A 21,776-nucleotide genomic window follows, 5' to 3' on the forward strand; every position below is an offset into this window, starting at 1 on the left:
TGGCTCAAGTGGCTCTCTGATTGACGGACACCACCCGCCAGCCATTCGACAGCCGGTCGATGCGGGTGAGGGAGAGAGGGTTGATGACGAAGCGCAGGGCGGCCTCCGGGGTGAGGTCGAGCGCGATGCACAGCGCGGCGCGAATGGTGCCGGAATGGACCACGAGGTTCGCTGCACCCGTCGCGATCTGATCGAGGCCGAGCCGAATCCGGGCGATCTGATCCTCAAAGCTCTCACCGCCGGGCGGTCTTGAGCGCGCGGGATCGCTCCAGAATTTTCTGTAACCTTCACCGCCAACGGCAGCGAGATCGTCGTGGCGGCGCCCCATCCAGTCGCCAAAGTCCTGCTCCCGGAATTCAGGGACCAGGACCGGATCGAGCCCCAGCGCGCGCGCCGTATCGACAGTCCGCCGGGACGGGCTTGCGTAGCTCTGGGCATCCTGAGGGAGCTGTCGTCGCAGCGCGTCCAGTTGCGTTTGGTCGCTGAGATCGGCTGGAGCATCCGAGGCATGGATTGTCCCAGCGACGCCGTCGACGACTGCATGTCGGACCAACCAAAGGAAGGTTTTTCCTTCCATTTCACGTCTCCAAGGATATCCGCGCCGTGACGCCGGGAGCTCTGCGATAGGTGGTTGCGGCCGAGCCGCTGTCAATGCAGAGATCGCTGCGACACCGCACCCGGGACGGTACATTGACTCTCCACTCGGCTTAGTCCTAGATGCTTGCGACGGTTTCCCCTTCGGGGGATGAAAAGGGAATGCGGTGCGAGGAAGTTTCCTCAATGCCGTAGCTGCCCCCGCAACTGTGAGCGGAGAATCTTGCGTCACGAGCCACTGGGTAACTTCGGTCCCGGGAAGGCGACGCAAGGTAACGACCCGCAAGCCAGGAGACCTGCCGTCAGCCGTGGTCGCACGCGAAGATGTCGGTCGGGGAGTACAGACATTCGGCTTCACCTGAAGGCTTAGCAGGCCGGAGGTTGAGACCTGGTTCGGTGTGACGTGCCACTGACGTCATACCGAGGTCCCAACCATGTCGTCTCTTCGTGCTGTCCGGCCGCGCGGGCTCCTGCTCGCATCGGGCATTCTCTCGTCCTTTGCTTCCATCGATATCTCGCCAGCCTGGGCGCAACAGGCGGGCTCGCCCGAGCAATTGCCGCCGGTCGTGATTTCGCCGCGCTCGGACCAGAAGCGCAAGCCGGCAGGCCGCGCGGAACGAAGCGCCCGTCGTGCGGCAGCAAATAGAGCTGCTTCGCCAGCGACCGCACCGAAGCCGACCGGACAAGCAACGCAGACGCCGCTCAACACGAACGCCGTCGCCGAAAGCGCATCTCGCCTTGGCCTGACTGTGCGCGAAGTGCCTGCGACCGTGGAGGTGATCTCGGCCGAGACGATCCGCGAGCAAGGTTATCGGACGGTGTCGGAGGTGGCCCAAGGCGCGGTCGGCGTGACCTCCGGCGACAATCCGGCGGAGCCCTCGGCCTTCTCGATGCGTGGCTTTACCAACAGCCAGATCAACGTGCTCTATAACGGCATCAAGATCGGCCCGCAGAATATGACGTCGCGCGTCATGGACACGGCCAATCTCGAGGCCGTGGAGTTCCTGAAAGGTCCGGCTTCGCTGTTGTCGGGCGAGGGAGCCAGTGGCGGTGCGGTCAATTTCGTGACAAAGCAGCCGCACGCCGGGCCGATCCGGAACGAGACTTACTTCTCCTACGACTCCCTGAACTCGTTCCGCAGCTATTACGGCTCCGGCGGCAGCACCAATGTTGGGGGGCTCGACTATCGCTTCGATATCAGCCGCTCCTCGCTCAACGGCTTCGCCGATGATACCAACACCAAGACGCTCAACGTATCGGGCCAGCTCAATTACCGCATTTCCGACAATCTCAAGGTCTGGGGCGCCGTCGAGTACAGGGAGGACCGCGGGAAGGCCTATTGGGGCGTGCCGCTGGTCCCGATCGCCTTCAGCGGCTCTCATGCCACGAGCGGGATCGTCTCGGGAAGCCATGTCTCGAACTACAACGGGTCGAATCTTGGCCCGGTCACGATCGACGACCGCACCTTCAACACCAACTATAATGTCCTCGATAATCGCAACGTCGCAAAGGAGGTGTGGCTGCGCGGCGGCTTCGAGTTGAAGCTGGCGCCCGGGCTGACACTCAAGAGCCAGGCCTATGGCTACGGCGCGGAGCGCGAGTGGTTCAACAACGAGGTCGAGGCGTTCAACGCCAACGTGAATCTTGTCGATCGCGAGCGCTTCTACGTGGCGCATCGCCAGAAGCTTGCCGGAAATATCACCGACTTGACCTGGGACACGAACATCGCCGGGATGGATAACCGCCTGGTGACGACGGTAGCGGCGAATGCCCTCGATTTCGTCCGGCCGGGTGCCGCCAACTTTCCGCACGACCAGGTGACGCTGGTCGATCCGGCACGGGGATATTATGGCCTCCTGACAACGCAGCAGCAGACGGCGCGGATCGATAATGAATCGCTGTCGTTCGAGGACCGACTGAAGATCTCGCGGACGTTCGCGCTGGTCGCGGGCCTCCGCATGGAGCATATCGGGCTCGATCGCAATTCGACTGACGTGAACGGTGTGGTGAAGGCGGGCTTTCCATTCTCGAAATCCTGGACGCCAGTGACGGGCCGCGTCGGCTACACCTGGGAAGCCATTCCGGGCCTCACTTTCTTCAGTCAGTACGCGACCGGTGCGGACGTCTCCGCCAACAACATCTTCCTGCTCGGGCCGCTCCAGCCACTCGATCTCACGACGTCGCGCACTTACGAGACGGGTGTGAAGCATCTGTTGTGGGACAGCAGGGCCGAGTGGTCGTTTTCGGCCTTCGACATCCAACGCAAGAACGTCTATGCGGCGGCCGGCGGCATGCAGCTCAATGTCGCCGGACGTCAGGAATCGAAGGGCGTCGAGCTGGCGGCTGCCGTGCGCGTCACGGAAGCGCTGCGGCTGTGGGGCAACATCGCCTATGTCGATGCACGCTACGCCGACTATGATTTTGCCGGCGGTTCGTTCTCCGGCAATACGCCGCCGAACGTGCCGCGCGTCGTCGCCAATGCCGGCGCGGCCTACCGGTTCTTCACGCCCTGGCCGGTCGAGCTAGGCGTGATCGGTCGCCATGTCGGCGATCGCTACAACACCGATGCGAACACCGTGACGATGAATGCCTACACGGTCGCCGACCTCTATGCCTTCGTCGACATCCCGAAATCGGTGTTCAATGCCGTCGAGCAAACGCGGCTCACATTCCGGGTGAGGAACCTGGCCGACAAGCGCTACGCGATCTGGGGCGATCCGTTCTATCCCGATCAGATCCTCTTGGGGGCACCGCGCACCTGCGAGATCTCCGCCGCGTTCAAATGGTGAGGTGGAGGACGCATGATGGGCGGGCTGGTTCTGCTGCATCGATGGCTCGGGGTCGCGTTTTGTCTCCTGTTCGCGATGTGGTTTGCAACCGGCATCGTCATGCATTTCGTTCCGTTTCCGTCACTGACGGAGGCGGAGCGCTTTGCCGGCCTTGCGGTCGTGGACAGCGCGCGTGTGGTGATCGATCCGCCAGATGCTGTCAGGGCAAGCGGGATCGGGGATGGCGCGCGCGTTCGGCTGATCCAGCGGAGCGACGGGCCGGTGTACGTCGTTTCGGGGCCGTCGCAATTGCGGGCGATCCGTGCGTCAGATTCGGCCGATGCCGCAGTCAAATCTCCCGACATCGCTCTCGCTGCGGCGAGGGATCATGCAAGCCGGCGCGGCCTGGATATCTCGCGCGCGTCAGTTGTTGAGCGCGCAGATTATGATCAATGGAGCGTGCCGAACGGCTTCGATCGCCACCGTCCCTTGTTTCGCGTGGCGCTCAACGATGCGGCCGGCACCGAAGTCTACCTGTCCTCGGTCACCGGTGAGGTCGTGCTGGATACGACTCGCCGCGAGCGGTGGTGGAATCTTGCAGGCAGCGTCCTGCACTGGATCTACCCGACGATGCTCCGGAGCAACTGGTCACTCTGGGACCGCTTGGTGTGGGCGCTGTCGCTGCTCGCCTTGATCTCAGCCGCGCTGGGGGCGGTGCTTGGGGTGGCGCGGCTCAGGGTTGCGCGCGGAGTGCCCGTGTCACCGTATCGCGGCTGGCATGCGCTGCATCACGTCATCGGCTTGCTGGCGACGGTCTTCGTCCTGACATGGATCTTCAGCGGCTGGCTCTCCATGGACCACGGGCGGCTTTTCTCGCACGGGCAGTTGACCAAGGCCGAAACCGATATGGCCACTGCCTCTCCGGGCTGGAGGATGCTTCCCGCGAACCGTATGGAGCCTTCACCATCGGTCCTGGAGGTTGAATGGTTCGCATTCAATGAGCGTTTCTACCGGCGAGACAGGATCGGTCTTGATCGACAGATCTTGTTCAGAGCACGCGGTGCAGAACCTGATGATCGGGCGGGGGCCTTGAGCCCGCGTGAGATCGAGGGGTTCGCGGCGCGTCTGGCGACCAACTGCGGGGAGGCGTCGGTGCTCGCCGCCGACGATGACTATCCGGTACTGTCGGCAACTCCGGGCGTTCCCGTCTATCGCTCCAAATGCGCCGAGGTGTGGTTCGACATCGACGGTGCGAACGGTAACCTGCTGCAACGACTGGACCGGTCACGTCGTGCCTATCGCTGGCTCTACCGCGCCCTGCACACGCTGGATTTTCCGATCCTGGCGGCCCACCCGAAGGTCCGCAGCAGCTTGATCGTCGGCCTCTGTGTGCTCGGATTGCTGTTCTCAATAACCGGTATTGTGATTGGTTGGCGTCGCTTGCTCCGGAGATGTTTATGTTGACATCAGTTCTTCCTGGACCAGAAGAGTTCTATCGGCTTCCCGAGGGTCTTGGCGACACGATCGCAAACTGGTCGCCTCCTGACCCAACCTGACATAGGACTCGACATGCACCAAAACTACGGGCGCTGAGCTTCGTCACGCTGTTGCGAACGCTCGCCTGACGGAAAAAAGGGTCGCGCGACGGCTAGGCTGGTGGCTTTGCTGACACGCCGATTTGCTCGACCTCGGTTGTCATAGCGAAAATGCTCACCTCCGATCCGCAGGGCGCAAGTTTTTCTTATTCTACCATCGCCAGAACTACGACCGCGGTCCTGAAGCGCTGGGCTTGGGGAGAGCGGCAGGCTACTTTGCGGCCGAAGTAGATGGGATTGATCAGGAGGTACAAACTAGCGCGGTACTGCACGAGCTCATCCGGTACTGCAATGCTGTACCGGACAAGGCGCGGCATCATCAAAGAACGAACAGGCAATCGGCTTAAGCACTTGAAACGAAAGGAAAATGCCCAAATAGTCAGCTTTGAATTTGTGTAGGCCCAAAAATCAGCTATTCCAGACAAGACGATAAAGCGAAATAACATCAACATGTTAGCGCATCGATTTAGCGTTGCACCGATGATGGATTGGAATGAGAGTTCAAGTTTTTCAATCGGCTAGATGGTCGCGTGTGCACGACGTGTGCACTGAGACGTCCAAGAAAATCCAGGGACAACCAGCTTGATTGGGCTGGCCGCTGCAGAACCGGCGACCTGACCGGCTTGAGGGAGTGGATATTCGACCAGCTTTGTTGAACTTGCCGCGTTCTCGCTTGTTCTTGATCGCGCCTGTCGCGTTTCCGGGAATCGCGCTAATGTGAAGCGAGAAAGAAGGTTACATCGAGTGACCGGTTGACGCCGCCTAGCCGGCCCGAGAGCCGGCGCCTTGCGTCACGCTTCACTTGGCGTACTTGCGGAATTCCGGTTTGCGCTTCTCGTTGAAAGCACGCACGCCTTCCTTCGATTCCTCCGTCTCATAGTAGAGCTTCAGCGCCTGCATGCCGAGTGCCCCGATGCCGGCGATCGAATCGCTATCGGCATTGAAGGAACGCTTTGCGATTGCGATCGCCGTCGGACTGCGATCCATGATCTCGCGGCACCAGATCTCCACCTCGGCATCGAGCTGATCGTCCGGCACCACCTTGTTGACGAGCCCCATGGCGGCCGCTTCGGCGGCGCCGTAGCGGCGGCACAGATACCAGATCTCGCGCGCTCTCTTCTCGCCCACGATGCGGGCCAGATAGGCGGTGCCGAAGCCCGGATCGACCGAACCGACCTTGGGGCCGACCTGGCCGAACTGGGCGCTTTCCGCGGCGATCGTCAGGTCGCACAGGGTCGCCAGCACGTTGCCGCCGCCGATCGCGTAACCGCGCACCTTGGCGATCACCGGCTTCGGCGCCACCCGGATGATGGCGTGCAGCGCTTCCATGGGCAGGCCGACGGTGCCGCGGCCGTCATAGCCGCCGTCATGCGCCGACTGGTCGCCGCCGGTGCAAAACGCCCGCGTACCTGCTCCGGTCAGGACGATCACACCGATCTGCGCGTTCCACGCGGCGCGGTTCAAAGCGTCGATCAGTTCGTCACATGTGTTGCCGCGGAACGCGTTGAGCTTTTCCGCCCGGTTGATGGTGATCGTCGCGATGCCATCGCGCTCCTCGTACAGGAGGTCGGTGTATGCGCTTGCTGCTGTCATATGAGGTCTCCTTTGGTTCGGGTTTGTCGTGAAAGGCGCGTTGCTCGACGCCGTCACGCGCTGAATGCCTTCGCGATCTCGCGCAGCTTGAATTTCTGGACCTTGCCGCTTGGCGTCAGCGGCAACTCGGCCACGATCTCCAGCCGTTCGGGCAGATACTGTCGCGCGACCTTTTGATCGGCCAGAAACTGCGCCATCTGCTCGAAGATGAGTTGTTGGCCGGGCTTCGGCACGACGAACGCACAGGCGCGCTCGCCGAGCCGCGGGTCTGGCATGCCTACAATCGCCACCGCCTGCACCGCTGGATGGCGGAACATCAGGCCTTCGATTTCGACCACCGGAATGTTCTCGCCGCCGCGGATGATGATGTCCTTGGCCCGGCCAGTGATGCGGACGTAACCGTCCGCATCGATCCGTGCGAGGTCGCCGGTGTCGAACCAGCCCTCGGCGTCGTGATTGTAGAGCTGCGGGCGCTTGAGATAGCCGACGAAACTGGAGCAGCCGCGTACCTTGAGGACGCCTTCCTCGCCGGGCGGGAGGGACTTGCTGTCAGGTCCGAACACATTTACCTCCATGCCCGACAGCGCGCAGCCGTCCGTGAAGAAGGCCTTCTCATCGGGATCGCCGAGCTTCGTGGTTGTCACGGCGCCGTTCTCCGTCATGCCCCATGCCGATACGACGGCTGCCCCGAGCGTCTTCGATGCGCGCTCGGCCAGCACGCGTGGAATCGGCGCGCCGGCGGCGAGGAAGATACGCAGACTTGAGACGTCGCAACCGCCGCGGCCGACGGCATCGGTCAGGTCTGACAGGAATGGAGTCGATGCGAAGGTAAAGGTCACCCCTTCGGCCGCTATCAACTCGGCCGCTCGCTGCGGCTCCCAGATATCCTGCAGCACGACGGTGGTCTGCAATACGACGGGCAAGAACAGCCCGTACATGAAGCCGGACTGATGCGCGAGCGGCGATGACATCAGCACGACGTCCTGCCCGGTGAGACCGAGCCGATCGCGGAACGGGCGCACGTTCGACAGGATGGTGTTGGAGGTGTGCATCACGCCCTTTGGCTCGCCTGTCGTGCCCGAGGTGTAGAGCAACTGAACGATGTCATCCGCACTCCGGCGCCGCTCTGCGAACAGGCGCTTGGCGTTGCGCTTCGTCTGGCGCGGCCTGTCGACCAGCACGTCCTCGAAACTTTCCTCTCCGCTCCCGCCAACCACCAGCAAATGCTTGAGATGCGGCAGCTCGTGGCGCATGGCCCGCACCATGGCCGGGTGGTCGAAACCGCGAAATTCGCGCGGAACGACGAACACCTTGCTTTCAGCAAAACCAAGCATGAACTTGACCTCACGCTCGCGGAAGATGGGCATCATCGGGTTGATGACCGCACCGATCCTCCAGCAGGCGAATGCCAGCGCGCCGAACTGCCACCAGTTGGGCAGTTGGCAGGCCACCACGTCGTCCTTCTCGATGCCGAGCTCGGCAAGACCCACCGCGATGCGATCGACGAGATCGCCGAATTCCCGGTAGCTCAGCCGGCGGCCGGTGCCCTGCATCGAGTTGAAGTCAACAATCGCCGTCTTGTCGGGCGCCTGCGCGATGCAGTGATCGAGGTGGTCGACGAGAAGCTCGTCGCCCCAGTAGCCCCGCGCCCGCATCGTCGCGACCCGCCCCTCAGGCAGTATCGGATCGAATTTCATGTCTCCTCCTTTGCTTCCTTGCCGGAGCCTCGCCGGAAAATCCCTGGTTCCCGCCTGCTGCACGCCGGAGGCGCATGATCGCTTGACAGCCTCCGCGGAAACCACCAGACTGAATGAGCGTTCATTCGAAAGTCCATTATCCATGATCCTGACGGAAGAACAAGAAATGATCCGCGCCACGGCGCGAGATTTTTCCAGGGTCCATCTCGCCCCGCATGCGGCTGAGTGGGAGCGCACCGCGACATTCCCGCGCCAAGCGCTGCTAGAGATGGGCAAGCTCGGCTTCATGGGCATGACGGTGTCGCCGGAGTGGGGCGGGGCGGGGGCGGACTATATTGCCTACGCCGTTGCGCTGGAGGAGATCGCCGCCGGCGACGGCGCGACTTCGACCGTTATGAGCGGGCACAATTCGGTCGGCTGCATGCCGATATTGGACTACGGCACGGATGAGCAGAAGGAACGCTATTTGCGGCCGCTCGCATCCGGCGAAAAGCTGTGCGCCTTCTGCCTGACCGAGCCGCACAGCGGATCGGACGCTTCTGCGCTGAAGAGCAGGGCCGAGCTGCGCGGTAGTCGTTATGTACTCAACGGCACCAAGCAATTCATCACCACCGGGAAGAATGCGGACGTAGCCCTGGTCTTTGCCCTCACGGAGCCGAGGGACGGCAAGCAGGGAATTTCGGCCTTCATCGTCGAGACCGCATGGCCGGGCTACCGGGTCGGCCGGGTCGAGCGGAAGATGGGGCAGAACGCCTCCGACACCTGCGAGATTCATTTCGAGAACCTCGAGATCCCGGTCGAAAACAGGCTTGGCTCCGAGGGAGAGGGATACCGCATCGCACTTGCCAATCTGGAAGGCGGCCGTATCGGCATCGCGGCGCAGTCGGTGGGGATGGCGCGCGCGGCATACGAACTCGCTCTCGCCTATGCGAAGGGGCGTGAGGCGTTCGGCAAGCCGATCATCTGCCATCAGGCCGTGGCATTCCGGCTGGCCGAGATGGCGACCCGGATCGAGGCGTCGCGCCAGCTGGTGCTGCACGCGGCGGCGTTGCGCAGCGCGGGTCGCCCGTGCCTGGTTGAAGCTTCGATGGCCAAGCTGTTTGCGTCCGAGATGGCCGAACAGGTGTGTTCCGACGCGATCCAGACCTTTGGCGGCAATGGCTATATCGAGGACTACGGCGTCGAGCGGATCTTCCGCGCCGTGCGCGTCGCCAAGATCTATGAGGGCAGCAACGACATCCAGCGGCTGGTGATAAGCCGTTCGTTCGGAGGCTGACGGAGATCGCCATGCTACCGCTCGCCGGGATCCGCGTTCTCGACTTCAGCACCCTGCTTCCTGGGCCGATGGCCGGGCTGTTCCTGGCCGAGGCCGGCGCGGAGGTGATCAAGATCGAACGTCCCGGGACCGGTGACGAGATGCGCACCTATTCGCCGCGCTTCGGCGAGGACAGCGCCAATTTCGCGCTTCTCAACCGCGGCAAGCGTTCGATCGCGATCGACCTCAAGGCGTCGGACGCGGTCGCGCAACTGACGCCGCTGATCGAGTGCACCGACGTTCTGATCGAACAGTTCCGTCCTGGCGTGATGGAGCGGCTCGGTCTTGGCTATGCGGCGCTGAGCAGGATCAATCCTTCGCTCGTCTACTGCAGCATCACCGGGTTCGGCCAGACCGGCCCCCGCCGGGACATGGCGGCGCACGACCTGAATTATCTGGCGCTCGCCGGCCTGTTGTCGTTGACAGGCGACCGCGAAGGCACGCCGGGCATGCCGCAGATGCCGATCGCCGATATCGCTGCCGGCACCTATCCCGCGCTGATCAACGTGCTGCTGGCGTTGATGCAGCGCCAGCGTACCGGCAAGGGTTGTCATCTCGATATTTCGATGACCGATAATCTGTTCGTGCTCGCCTATTGGGGCCTCGCCGATGGCTTTGCGGCCGGCGCATGGCCGACGGCGGGAAGCGCGCTGACGACCGGCGCGTCGCCGCGCTACCAGATCTACCGCACCGCTGATGGCGGCTACCTGTCGGCCGGACCGATCGAGCAGCGTTTCTGGGACGTGTTCTGCCGCTTGATCGAACTCGATCCGGCGCTGTGCGACGACGCCGGGGACCCTGCTGCGACCCGGGCCGGAGTTGCCGCGCGCATTGCGGCATATCCGACGGCGCATTGGCAGCAGGTATTCGAGGGCCAGGACGCATGCTGCGCCATCGTCGCCAATCTCGCCGATGCGGTGCGCGACCCCCATGTGACCGCCCGTAAGATTTTCGACCGTCGTGTGAGCGTCGGCGCAGAGACGATCCCGGCGCTGCCGGTACCGATCGATCCGGCGCTGCGCGATTCCGCCGTTGTCAAATCCGCGCCGTGCCTCGGCGCCGATAGCGGTCTTGTCGGAAAGGGCGGCTGAATGGTTCGCGCCCTCCATATCGTCCGCCACGGCGAACCGGAGCAACTCGTTCTTGCCAGAGTGCAGGTGCCGGCGCCGGGGCCGCACGAGATCACGATCGACGTACATGCGGCGGGCGTCAATTTCCCCGATCTTCTGGTCGTGCGCGGCACGTACCAGAACCTCGCGCCCTTGCCATTCGGTCCCGGCAAGGAAGTCGCGGGCATCGTCAGCGCGGTTGGAGAGGGTACCGGAGAATTCAGGGTAGGCGACCATGTACTCGCCTATGTCGAGAATGGCGGCTATGTCGAACGGATTACCGTGCCGAGGTCCTTGTGCCATCCGCTGCCGGATGGGCTCGACGCCGCCGACGCCATCGGTCTTGGGCTCACTTTCCAGACCGCGCATTTCGCCCTGTTCGCCCGTGGCCAGATGAAGCGAGGCGAGACCGTGCTGGTTACCGGCGCGACCGGTGGCGTGGGTATCGCGACGGTGCAACTCGCCAAGGCCTGCGGCGCCATGGTCGTCGCCGGCTGCATGACGGCGTCAAAAGCGGATTTCGCGCGCGAGCACGGCGCCGATCACGTCATCTTGCTCGATCGGCCAGATCTCGATCAGGGCCTCAAGGCCGAGATTGCTGCACTGACCGGCGGTGGCGGGGCGGACGTCGTGGTCGACAATCTCGGCGGACGCGTGTTCGACGCATGCGTGCGCTCGGTTGCCTGGTGCGGCCGCATCGTGGTGGTCGGTTTCGCCGCCGGCGCCGCCGCCACGCTGCGTTCCAACTATCTGCTGATCAAGAACATTGCTGCGGTCGGGTTGCATTGGAGCGACTATCGCGATCGCACGCCGAATCTGGTCAGCGACGCCCAGAAAGAGATCTTCGATCTGTGGCGTCAGGGACGGCTCGTTTCGCCGGTGACGGAAGCGCTGCGCCTCGACGACGCAGTACTGGCGCTGCGTCGGATTGCTGACCGGCAGGTACGCGGCAAGATCGTGTTGCTCACCGATCGCTACGCAGGCCGCCTGGTCCCGTCACTTGACCCTGTTCGCAACTAGGATCCGCCATGTTCCAGACTTCCGTCGCCGGCCAGATCGCAACGCTGATCATGAGCTCGCCGCCGGTCAACGCACTCAGCGAGGCCTGGATATCGGGACTTTCGCACGAGATTTCGCGAATTGAATCGCGGGACGACTGGAAGGTGTTGCATCTGCGCTCCGACCAGAAGGTGTTTTGCGCCGGCGCCGACCTGAAGGAGATGCGCGACCGCTTCGACGCGGCCGACGGTCCCGACCGCACCTACGCCTATGTCGCTTCGATCCAGCGGCTGTATGCGCGGATCGAGTCGCTATCGCAGGTCACGTTCGCCGAAATCGGTGGCGCCGCGCTCGGCGGCGGCTTCGAGCTTGCACTCGCCTGCGATCTCAGGATCGCGGCTGCTGAGGCGAAGCTTGGCCTGCCCGAGGTGCAACTCGGCTTGATTCCCGGCGGCGGCGGCACGCAGCGGCTAACGCGGCTTGTCGGCCGCGGGCTTGCCAGTCGATTGATCCTCGGCGCGGAAGCCGTCGATGGGGCTACCGCCGAACAACTCGGGCTTGTGCAATGGGCCTGTCCGCGGGCGGAGCTCGCTGATCGCGCGACGGACATCGTCAGACGGATCGCTGCTTTGCCGGCCGCGGCGCTCGCTGCCGCCAAGCGGTGTGTGGCAGCCGCGGCAGTACCCGGCCGCGGCGGCTTTGGCGACGAACTGGAATTGACACGCGAGCTTCAGACCGACGCCGAGACGCGGGAGTGCGTCGGCGCTTTCATCGCCGGCGCGCGGGTCTGACCAACAGGAGGAAGGCGAGATGGAGTTCGAGGGCAAGATTGCACTGGTGACCGGCGGCGCATCGGGAATCGGCAAGGCGACCGTCATAGAGCTGGCGCGCAACGGCGCGCGGGTGATTTGCGCCGATATCAACGAGATGACAGGACGGGCGCTGGTCGAGGAAGCGAGCCGATCTAAACTCAACGTCGAGTACGAGCCGATCGACCTGACCGACAGCGCTTCGGTGCGCCGCTGCGCCGCGACCATCACCGCACGCCATCCCAAGATCGACGTTCTTGTCAACGCGGCGGGGTTCAGCGCCTTCCATCCATTCCTCGAAACGCCGCCCGATTATCTCGACAAGGTCATCGCCGGCAATCTGACCGGCTCGCTGCACCTGACCCAGGCGCTGCTGCCGTCGATCATTGCCGCCGGCAATGCCCACATCGTCAACGTCGCGAGCGACGCGGGCCGTGTGGGCTCTACCGGCGAGACGGCCTACGCAGCGGCCAAGGGCGGGATGATCGCTTTCACTAAATCGCTCGCCCGCGAAGTGGCGCGGCAGGGCGTCTGCGTCAACTGCGTATGTCCGGGACCGACCGACACGCCGTTGCTCGATACCCGTTCCGACAAGCTGAAGGATGCCTTCGTCCGGGCGATTGCCTTTCGCCGGCTCGGCAAGCCACAGGAGATTGCCGAGGCGATCGTCTTCTTCGCCAGTCCAAAATCGAGCTATGTCACGGCTCAGATTCTGAGCGTCAGCGGAGGTCTCACTTATTCCGGCTGACCGCCGTGAGGCCACCTCCCAGCTGCGTGCCAGCGCTTTCCAGTTCATAAAACAAGGATGCTTCGAATGACTGCAACTGCTACCCGCTTCAACCCGCCGCGGGTTGATTTCTCGAAGTTCAGGCCGCAGCACTTCCAGTGGCAGCGCGACGGCAAGGTCGCCACGATCACCCTGAACCGGCCGGAGCGCAAGAATCCGCTCACGCTCGAATCCTACGCCGAGCTCCGCGATACCTTCCGCGATCTGGTCTACTGCAGCGACATCACCAACGTCGTCATCACGGGCGCCGGCGGCAATTTCTGCTCCGGTGGCGACGTGCACGAGATCATCGGGCCGCTGGTCGAGATGCAGCGCAAGGACGACATGGCGGGGCTTCTCGCCTTCACCCGCATGACCGGCGATCTGGTCAAAGCAATGCGGGCCTGCCCGCAGCCGATCGTCACCGCTATCGACGGTATCTGCGCCGGCGCCGGTGCGATCCTGGCGATGGCATCGGACCTGCGCTTCGGCACCGCGCGCAGCAAGGTGGCGTTCCTGTTCGTGCGCGTCGGCCTTGCCGGCGCCGACATGGGCGCATGCAACATGCTCCCCCGCATCATAGGCGCGGGCCGCGCGTCAGAACTGCTGTACACCGGCCGAGCGATGGACGGTACCGAGGCCGAGCGCTGGGGCTTCTACAACAAACTCTGCGAACCCGACGCGGTGCTCGCCGACGCGCAGGCGATGGCGCAGACGCTCGCGGCGGGACCGACCTTTGCCAACGCCATGACCAAGAAGTGCATCCACCAGGAATGGAACATGGGCATCGACGAGTCGATCGAAGCCGAGGCCCAGGCGCAGGCGATCTGCATGCAGACCCTCGACTATGGGCGCGCCTATGAGGCCTTCGTGGCAAAGCAGAAGCCGGTGTTCCAGGGCAATTGAGCCGGCGCGCAGTGACGCGGGCTAGACGTTCAGTTTGGTGAACGCCTTCCTGCCGCGCGGCGTCAGCTTCGGGTTGAGCATCAATCTGATTCCGCGCGCGAGATACTCGTCGAGTGTCATCATCGGACGAAAGCGCCACGCCTTCAGCGCCCAGGCGTGCGCGAACATAACGATCTGATAGGTGAAGAGCTCGACGTCGACTTCCTCGAACAGACCTGCGGAGACGCAGTCATTGATGCATGCGGAGATGAGACGGTTGGTGGCAAGTTCTTTCTCCTGAATGATCTTGCGGCGCGTCTTGGGTAGCGACTTGGTCTCGCGATAGGCGAGCACCGTGGCGCCGATCTTGTCGTCGTTGACCGTGCAGTACGCCTTGATCGCTGCGTGTAAGCGGGCCAGCGGCTCGCTTACGCCTTCGATCGCTGCCGGAACGTGGCGCTGGTAAGCGTCGAGCACCTCGATCAGCGTCAGGAACAGCACGTCCTCCTTGTCGGAGACGTACTGGTAGATTGTGCCGATGCTGACATCGGCCCGCTTGGCGATGTCGCGTATCGTGGTCACGTGGTAGCCATCCCTGGCAAACAGCTCGATTGCTGCCGCGATGATCTGGCCGCGCCGTTTCTCGATCAGTTCGGGTACATCTACCTTGCTCTTGACCGTCAGGCTCATGAAGACCTTTCCCGTCGCGGACGACTTCGACTGCCCGGCGGCTGCAGGGGGCAGCCGCCGGTCAGTCCTTTTGCTTATAATGCGCCCATTTTGCAAGCACCGGTTGGCGGCGTGGTAGCCACGTTCGCCGGGATCGTCTCCGTGATGATCGGGCGCAGCTTGCCGCCCTGCTCGCCGATGTAGCCGAAGTAGTTGGGCAGCACCATCTGGTGATCCTCCGCGCGTAACGTCACCTTGCCCAGGATGGTGTCGAACGTGCCCCCGCGCATGGCCTTGGCAACATCGACCGGCTTCACGCTCTTCACCTTCTCGACCGCTTGGAAGATCACCTGCATGCCGAGATAGGTTTCGCCCTCGAAGCTCGCAGGCTCATCGCCGTTGTATTTCTTCTTCCACGCTTCGACGAATGCCTTGTTGGCCGGCGTGTCGAGCGTCGAGGAATAGTTGATGATGCCCCATATTCCCTTGGAGGTCGCCCCGAGTGTCTTGACATTGTTGTCGGTAACGAAGCTGACGCCGGCGACGAACACCTTGTCGAGAATGCCGAACTCCTTTGCTTGCGTGGCGAAGTTGATGGCGTCGCGGCCGGCGAGCGCCACCCACAGACCCTCTGCGCCGGACGACTTGATCTGCTGGATGAACGGAGCGTAGTCGTTGGAACCGAATGGCGAGTAGATTTCGGCGACGATGTCCTTCTTGTTGACCTTGGCGGCTTCGAGGAAGCTCTTGCCGGAGTCGCGGCCCCACGCGATGTCGGCGGCGAGGATCGCCCATTTTCCTTCCTTGCGGCTGCCGAGCCACGGCCGGACCACGGCCGCATCCTGCGCGTCCTGATGGTTGCTGCGGAACATCCGCGGCACACAGGAATCGCCGGTCAGCTTGTCGCTCTTGTTGATGGTCGAGACGTAGATCGCGTCCCAGCGCGCCAGCAGCGGACCCATGGCGAGACCCTCGCCCGACGCAATGGTGCCGGTCAGGATCTTGTAGCCCTCCAGCGCCAGCTTCTCCGCCTGCTTGCGGGCGACCTCTGGCTTGGCTTCGGTGTCGAGAATCCTGACCTCGACCTTGTGGCCGGCGACGCCGCCTTTGGCGTTGGCCTCCGCAGCGGCGAACTCGACGGCGCGAACCGCCTCGGCGCCGAGACCGGCATAGGTGCCGGTGAGTGCGGTGGGCACACCGATCTTCAGTGTCTCCTGCGCCATCGCCGGATCGGATGGCGTGACCAGCGCGGCCACCGCGCCGAGCAAGCCGAACGCGAACAAGTTTGATCTGCGCATGTTTCCTCCATTCTGCATGTTTTCTTCCTTCCGTTGGTCGTTGACCTCAGACTGCGACGTGCTTCTTCAGACTCTCCATCGATATCCCCGCGAGATGGCCTTGCTCGACGATCGTGCCTTTAGAGAGCACGTAGTATCGCTCCGCCACGCGGTGAACGAGACCGAAGTGCTGTTCGATGAGCAGCAGGGCGGTGCCTGCGTCCGCCAGTTGCCGCAGGACGACTGCAAGCTCGTCGATGATCACGGGTGCGAGGCCTTCGCTGGGCTCGTCGAGCACGAGCAGCGAGGGGTTCGACATCAGCGCGCGGCCGATTGCCAGCATCTGCTGCTGGCCGCCCGACAGCGCAGTGCCCGGCGTGTTGGCGCGCTCGCGCAGGATCGGAAACAGGTCGAACACGCGATCGAGGGTCCACGGCTTGTTGCGGCCGGGGGCGCCGCCGATCGTCAGATTCTCCCGCACGGTCAGGGTGGGGATGATCCGGCGGCCCTGCGGCACCAGCGCGATGCCGCGCCGCGCCGCGATGAAGTGGCGGATCGGCGAATGGCGCTCTCCCGCAAGACGGACCTCGCCGGACGACAATCGGGCGACGCCAAGGAAGGTGTTGACGATCGTCGTCTTGCCGACGCCGTTGCGGCCCAGGATCGCGACACGTTCGCCGTCGCGGATCGTCAGGTCGACGTCGTGCAGGATACGGGCGTCACCATAGCCGGACACGACGTTACTGAAGGCGAGCAATTCGCTCATACGGAACTTCCGAGGTAGGCGGCGACGACCTCCGGAACGCCACGGATTTCGTCCGGCGTGCCTTCAGCCAGGATGGTGCCGAGGTGAAGAACGGTGATGCGGTCGCAGATCGAGAAGACGACGTCCATGTCGTGCTCGACCAGCAGAACGGTGACGCCCCAGCGGGCCGCGAGATCCTTGAGAATGTGCGCGAGCTCGAGCGATTCCCCGATGGACAGGCCGGCCGCCGGCTCGTCGAGCAGCAGAATCTTCGGCCGGCCAATCAGGGCGAGCGCGAGGTCGAGCCGGCGCTGGTCGCCATATGAGATGTCGGCGGCGCGCCTGAAGGCGAGTGCCGTCAGGTTCAACTCGGCCATGATCTCGTCGATGTTGGGCGTTTCGGCCGCCCGCGACGCGATGTCGAGCTGGTCGATCACGGTCAGATCCGGGAAGATGTTGGTGCGCTGGAACGACCGTGCCAGACCTGCGTGGCGACGCTGCTGGGCGGTCATGGCGCTGATATCGGTGCCGAACATTCTGACGGTGCCGGACCGGTGTTCCGCGCGGCCCGAAAGCACGTCGATCAGGGTCGACTTGCCCGCGCCGTTGGGGCCGATCAGGCCGCGGATCTCTCCCTTGATGACCGCAAGGTCGACGCCCTTGAGGGCAAAGAATCCGCCGAACTGCCGTGTTAATTTGCTGCCTTCGATTGCGTGGCTCTCAACCATGGCCGAGCCTCCGCTGCCAGAGCGCCGCGAGCGTGCCGCCAAGGCCGGCCGGGATTACCAGCATGACGGCGATCAGGATGACGCCGATGATGGCTTGCCAGTGTTCGGTAACGTCGCCGGCGATATCCTTGGTGAAGAAGAAGATGATGGCGCCGAGGGCCGGGCCCCAGATCAGCCGAGGGCCGCCGATGATTGCCATGATCAGGGCCGAACCTGACAGGGTCCAGTGCAGCACGTCGGGCGACACGAAGGTGTTGTAGAGCGTGAACAGCACGCCGGCGACCGCGGTGACGAAGGCCGACAGCGTCAGCACCAGCACCCGCGGCAGGGTCGTCCGATATCCGATGAAGCGCGCCCGTTCCTCATTCTCGCGGATCGCAACGGTCAGGCGGCCGAACGGGCTTGCCGCCATCAGGGCAAGGCCGAGTATGATCAGGACGAGTACGCTCCAACTCACCACGAACATGCTGTGGGGGTTCTGGAACAAGGCCGTCGGGATGCCGAAGAGTGCCGTTGGCAGGCTGACCGAAAAGCCATCCTCGCCGCCGGTGACGTGCCGTGCCTTCATGGCGAATTCGTAGAACGCCTGGCCGACGGCGAGGGTCAGCATCGAGAAGGCGACGCCGGGAATCCGGACGATCACCAGGCCGAGCAGGAAGGCCAGCGCCGTCGGCAGTACCAGCGCCAGCATGATGGCGAATTCGACCCGCATTACACCGAGCTTCACGGCCAGTGCGATCGTGTAGCAGGCGATGCCGTAGAACGCGGCGTGACCGAACGAGACGACGCCGTTCTGGCGGATCAGAAATCCGACGCCGGTGGCAAGTATGCCGGTGATGATCGCCTGGGTGAGCAGTGTCATCATGAGGCTGGACTGGATTGTGGCCGCAACAAGCGCGCCGCCGGCAATCGCGCCGATTGCAGCGGCGAGGGCGAGCGCGTGACGCGGTGGAGGAGCGCGGGTAACGACGGGTTCGGTGGTTGCGATGCTGGTCATTGTCAGACATGGCTCCCGGCGATACCGGTCGGACGCCAGATCAGTACGCCGACCATCAGCAAAAACGGGATCATCGTCGCGGCCCACGGCACGTAGACCAGGCCGAGATTGTGCACCTGGCCGATCACGATTGCGGCGATGAAGGCGCCCGCGAAGCTGCCGAGGCCGCCGACCACTACGACAATGAAGGACTCGATCAGGATGGAGCTGCCCATCGACGGCGACAGCGCCAGCAGCGGAGCGGAGATGGTGCCGGATATGCCGGCGAGTGCCGCCCCGAGCGCCACCACGATCACGCTGACACGGTCGGTGTTGACGCCCTGCATCGCGGTGGTCAGGGGATCGGCGCTGGAGGCGCGTACGTAGAGGCCGATCTTGCTGACGCGCAGCCATGCCGACAGGCCGAGCGCGACCAGCGTCGCGACAGCGATCACCACCAGCCGGTAGACCGGAAAGCTCTCGCCGAAGATCAGCACCGAGCCGGAAAACATCGAGGGCACCGGGCTCTTCAGGAAATCCTTGCCCCAGACGAACTGGGCGAAGTCCTCGAGGATCAGCAGCAGGCCGAACGTCACCAGCACGGTGACGATCGGGTCCTCACGCTGCAGCGGCTGCAGGATCGCGATGTCTAGCAGCGCGCCGACCACCGCCAGCACGATCGCTGCGGCCAGCAGGGCGCCCCAGAAGCCGCCCATCGCGGCGACGCTGAAGCCCACATAGGCACCGAGCATGAACAGACTGCCATGCGCGAAGTTGACGATCCGGCGCAGACCAAAGATCAGCACCAGCCCGACCGATACGATGTAAAGGAGCCCGCCATAGACCAAGCCGTTGAGGATCTGCACCAGCATCGGTGATCCTCACCCGGCCGTGGTTGGCGCCGGCATTCCTGCCGGAGCCGGTCGCAATCGGGACCCTGTTCGCGTCTTCAGCTTTGCTGCCACTTGGCCAGCTCCCTCTCATGAGATGATTGCCGTCACCCCCGTTTTTTGATTGAATGATGGTTCATTCAGTCTGGAGTGTCAATATCGGGGCGGTGTCGCCCGGGTGGCCGGCTGATCTGCGAGCGCGGCGCCTGACGGGTTCTGCGACGGGGACCGTTGAAATGGCAGGGATCGATGACATGACTGGCGGGTTCGTCTGGTATCCGAGCGATGCTTTCAGGCGGGAGAGCAACTGGACAGCTTTCATCGCGGCCGAGAACCTGGCCGACTATCCGATGCTGGCGCGCAGGGCGGCGCAGGATCCCGAATGGTTCTGGGACGCCCTGATCCGCTTCCTCGGCGTGCAGTTCGTGAAGCCTTACGCGTGCGTGCTGGACCAGTCGAAGGGAATCGAATGGCCGCAATGGTGCATTGGCGCGACCGGCAACATGACGCTGTCGCTGCTCGACCGTCATCTCGCCGCCGGACGCGGCGGCCACGATGCCATTGTCTGGGAAGGCGAAGACGGAAGCCGTAGCCGTCTCAGCTACCGGCAACTCGCCGGCGAGGTGAACCGCTTCGCCTCCGGCCTTGCCGCCCTCGGGCTCAGGAGCGGCGATGCCGTCGGCATCTACATGCCGATGGTGCCGGAGGTCGCCATCGCCTATCTCGCGCTTGCCCGTCTGGGCTGCATTATATTGCCGCTGTTCTCCGGTTTTGGCGCGGCCGCCATCGCGGTGCGGCTCAATGATGCCGAAGCTGTTGCGGTGATCACGGCCGACGGCTCGTTGCGCCGTGGCAAGCCGGTCGAGATGAAAGGCGTGCTCGATGACGCGATCAAGGAGGCGCCGACCGTCCGCCACGTGGTTGTCGCCCGGCGGCTGGGCTATGACGTGCAGATGCAGGCCGGCCGCGATAGGTGGTGGAGCGACGTCGCTGCCCGCGGTTGCGACGATTTTGCGGCGGTCGAACTGCCGGCCGAACATCCCCTGATGATCGCCTACACGTCCGGCACGACAGGACGCCCGAAAGGCACCGTGCACACCCATTGCGGCGTCACCGTCAAGACTGGCCAGGACTTCATCCTGTGCTTCGACCTGAAGCCGGACGACCGGCTGATGTGGATGACGGATTTCGGCTGGCTGGTCGGTCCGCTTCAGGTGACGGCGGCACTGCTCGCGGGCGCAACCTGCGTGCTGGCCGAGGGCACGCCGGATTACCCGCAGACCGGCCGCCTGTGGCGGCTGGTGCAGGATCATAAGGTGAGCTTCCTCGGTTGCGGCCCGACGCTCGCGCGCATGATGATGCGCTACGGAACGGACGACATTTCGAAATACGACCTGTCCTCGTTGCGAGTCGCAGCCTCCACCGGCGAGCCGTGGGACCGGGATTCCTGGATGTGGATCTACGAGAACGCGCTTCGCCGCGGCGGCCCCCTGATGAACTACTCCGGGGGCACCGAGCTCGGCGGCCTGCTCGCCACCAACATTCTCTATCCGATCAAGCCGGCGAGTTTCTCCGGTCCGATACCGGGCACCGGCGCCGACATTGTCGACCAGAGAGGCCGCAGCGTAGGACCCGGCGAGGTCGGGGAACTGGTGATGCGGCAGGCTTGCATTGGCACCACCCGCGGATTGTGGCGCGACCCGGCGCGCTACATCGAAAACTACTGGAGCCGGATTCCGGGCCTTTGGGTACACGGGGACTGGGCTTCCCACGATGCCGACGGCTCATGGTTCATCCACGGGCGCTCCGACGACACCATCAAGATCGCCGGCAAGCGGACCGGCCCGGCGGAGATCGAGGCGCTGCTGCTGGCGACCCACCGCGTCAGCGACGCCGCCGCGGTCGCAGTCCCCGATCCCGTCAAAGGCTCGGCGGTCGCTTGCGCGGTCGTGGCCGGGCCGGACGAGACGCCGGGGCCAGACCTCGCGGCCGTTCTATCCGATGCCGTCGTCACGGGCCTCGGTGGCTCGTTTCGGCCGAAACAATTGCTGTTCGTGCGCGATCTGCCGCGCACCCGCAACCTCAAGACCATGCGCCGCGTCATCCGCGCAGTTCTGCTCGCGGAGGAACCAGGTGATCTCTCGGCCCTGGTCAATCCGGAGGCGGTCGAGGAACTGCGCAAGATCGTGGCGGCGCCGCGAAGCTGAGGCGAAGTGAAGGACCCCTCTGGCGTCGCCGCGTTGACCTTGTCCGCAGTCCGCATCCAAGCTCTGACTCGGTCTGGGACAACACTTCAGATACCTCAATGACGATCTGTTATCATTTCGACGTCGACACCCGTATAGTTGAAGCGTATCCGCT

General features: G+C 63.8%; 18 protein-coding genes and 1 riboswitch. Of the genes, 9 read left to right on the forward strand and 9 right to left on the reverse strand.

Features of this window, described 5'->3' with window-relative positions; translation table 11 throughout:
* Window positions 1–4 precede the first annotated feature (4 nt).
* A complete protein-coding gene (locus ACT4OC_RS12140; protein WP_444839233.1) occupies window positions 5–577 on the reverse strand; it encodes a histidine phosphatase family protein in 573 nt (190 codons plus the stop codon).
* A gap of 133 nt (window positions 578–710) precedes the next feature.
* A riboswitch (cobalamin riboswitch) is annotated at window positions 711–912 on the forward strand.
* A 116-nt stretch (window positions 913–1,028) separates the two neighbouring features.
* On the opposite strand from ACT4OC_RS12140, the gene ACT4OC_RS12145 reads away from it, so the two are divergent.
* The gene (locus ACT4OC_RS12145) at window positions 1,029–3,383 is read left to right on the forward strand and encodes a TonB-dependent receptor (RefSeq protein WP_444839234.1); all 2,355 of its coding nucleotides are present in this window, start codon (window positions 1,029–1,031) and stop codon (window positions 3,381–3,383) included.
* A 12-nt stretch (window positions 3,384–3,395) separates the two neighbouring features.
* Complete coding sequence (locus tag ACT4OC_RS12150) at window positions 3,396–4,826, forward strand: PepSY domain-containing protein (protein ID WP_444839235.1); 1,431 nt, start codon at window positions 3,396–3,398, stop codon at window positions 4,824–4,826.
* Window positions 4,827–5,755: 929 nt separating this feature from the next.
* Here ACT4OC_RS12150 and ACT4OC_RS12155 read toward each other — a convergent pair.
* A complete protein-coding gene (locus ACT4OC_RS12155; protein WP_444839236.1) occupies window positions 5,756–6,550 on the reverse strand; it encodes an enoyl-CoA hydratase-related protein in 795 nt (264 codons plus the stop codon).
* 53 nt (window positions 6,551–6,603) lie between these two features.
* On the reverse strand, window positions 6,604–8,247 hold the full coding sequence (aliA, locus tag ACT4OC_RS12160; protein WP_444839237.1) for a cyclohexanecarboxylate-CoA ligase: 1,644 nt from the start codon (window positions 8,245–8,247) through the stop codon (window positions 6,604–6,606).
* Window positions 8,248–8,389: 142 nt separating this feature from the next.
* Here aliA and ACT4OC_RS12165 point away from each other — a divergent pair, with 142 nt between their 5' ends.
* The 6 genes from ACT4OC_RS12165 (at window position 8,390) to ACT4OC_RS12190 (ending at window position 14,151) form a co-directional block, all read left to right on the forward strand.
* Window positions 8,390–9,523, forward strand: coding sequence for an acyl-CoA dehydrogenase family protein (locus ACT4OC_RS12165; RefSeq protein ID WP_444839238.1), 1,134 nt, complete (start codon window positions 8,390–8,392; stop codon window positions 9,521–9,523).
* Between the two features lie 11 nt (window positions 9,524–9,534).
* Window positions 9,535–10,653, forward strand: coding sequence for a CaiB/BaiF CoA transferase family protein (locus ACT4OC_RS12170; protein ID WP_444839239.1), 1,119 nt, complete (start codon window positions 9,535–9,537; stop codon window positions 10,651–10,653).
* A complete protein-coding gene (locus ACT4OC_RS12175) occupies window positions 10,654–11,691 on the forward strand; it encodes an NADPH:quinone oxidoreductase family protein (RefSeq protein WP_444839240.1) in 1,038 nt (345 codons plus the stop codon).
* An 8-nt stretch (window positions 11,692–11,699) separates the two neighbouring features.
* Window positions 11,700–12,461 carry an enoyl-CoA hydratase/isomerase family protein gene (locus tag ACT4OC_RS12180; RefSeq protein WP_444839241.1) on the forward strand — a complete coding sequence of 254 codons (762 nt, stop codon included), beginning with the start codon at window positions 11,700–11,702 and terminating at the stop codon, window positions 12,459–12,461.
* A gap of 19 nt (window positions 12,462–12,480) precedes the next feature.
* Window positions 12,481–13,227 carry an SDR family NAD(P)-dependent oxidoreductase gene (locus ACT4OC_RS12185; RefSeq protein WP_444839242.1) on the forward strand — a complete coding sequence of 249 codons (747 nt, stop codon included), beginning with the start codon at window positions 12,481–12,483 and terminating at the stop codon, window positions 13,225–13,227.
* 66 nt (window positions 13,228–13,293) lie between these two features.
* Window positions 13,294–14,151, forward strand: coding sequence for an enoyl-CoA hydratase family protein (locus ACT4OC_RS12190; protein ID WP_444839243.1), 858 nt, complete (start codon window positions 13,294–13,296; stop codon window positions 14,149–14,151).
* A gap of 21 nt (window positions 14,152–14,172) precedes the next feature.
* Here the strand turns inward: ACT4OC_RS12190 and ACT4OC_RS12195 are convergent, their stop codons facing one another.
* The 6 genes from ACT4OC_RS12195 to ACT4OC_RS12220 form a co-directional block, all read right to left on the reverse strand.
* Entirely contained in the window at window positions 14,173–14,820 is a 648-nt protein-coding gene (locus tag ACT4OC_RS12195; RefSeq protein ID WP_444839244.1) for a TetR/AcrR family transcriptional regulator, read from the reverse strand.
* A gap of 74 nt (window positions 14,821–14,894) precedes the next feature.
* Window positions 14,895–16,097: an ABC transporter substrate-binding protein gene (locus ACT4OC_RS12200; RefSeq protein ID WP_444839245.1), complete on the reverse strand. Its 1,203-nt coding sequence runs from the start codon at window positions 16,095–16,097 to the stop codon at window positions 14,895–14,897.
* 46 nt (window positions 16,098–16,143) lie between these two features.
* Window positions 16,144–16,842: an ABC transporter ATP-binding protein gene (locus ACT4OC_RS12205; RefSeq protein WP_444839246.1), complete on the reverse strand. Its 699-nt coding sequence runs from the start codon at window positions 16,840–16,842 to the stop codon at window positions 16,144–16,146.
* Entirely contained in the window at window positions 16,839–17,549 is a 711-nt protein-coding gene (locus ACT4OC_RS12210; RefSeq protein WP_444839247.1) for an ABC transporter ATP-binding protein, read from the reverse strand. The genes ACT4OC_RS12205 and ACT4OC_RS12210 overlap by 4 nt, the downstream gene beginning before the upstream one ends.
* The gene (locus ACT4OC_RS12215) at window positions 17,542–18,546 is read right to left on the reverse strand and encodes a branched-chain amino acid ABC transporter permease (RefSeq protein ID WP_444839248.1); all 1,005 of its coding nucleotides are present in this window, start codon (window positions 18,544–18,546) and stop codon (window positions 17,542–17,544) included. Before ACT4OC_RS12215 ends, ACT4OC_RS12210 begins: the two co-directional genes overlap by 8 nt.
* A gap of 2 nt (window positions 18,547–18,548) precedes the next feature.
* Window positions 18,549–19,397: a branched-chain amino acid ABC transporter permease gene (locus ACT4OC_RS12220; RefSeq protein WP_444839249.1), complete on the reverse strand. Its 849-nt coding sequence runs from the start codon at window positions 19,395–19,397 to the stop codon at window positions 18,549–18,551.
* A 254-nt stretch (window positions 19,398–19,651) separates the two neighbouring features.
* On the opposite strand from ACT4OC_RS12220, the gene ACT4OC_RS12225 reads away from it, so the two are divergent.
* Complete coding sequence (locus tag ACT4OC_RS12225) at window positions 19,652–21,622, forward strand: AMP-binding protein (protein WP_444839250.1); 1,971 nt, start codon at window positions 19,652–19,654, stop codon at window positions 21,620–21,622.
* Window positions 21,623–21,776: the final 154 nt, after the last annotated feature.

Origin of the sequence: Bradyrhizobium sp. (assembly GCF_052389815.1) — a bacterium.
Classification (GTDB): Bacteria; Pseudomonadota; Alphaproteobacteria; order Rhizobiales; family Xanthobacteraceae; genus Bradyrhizobium.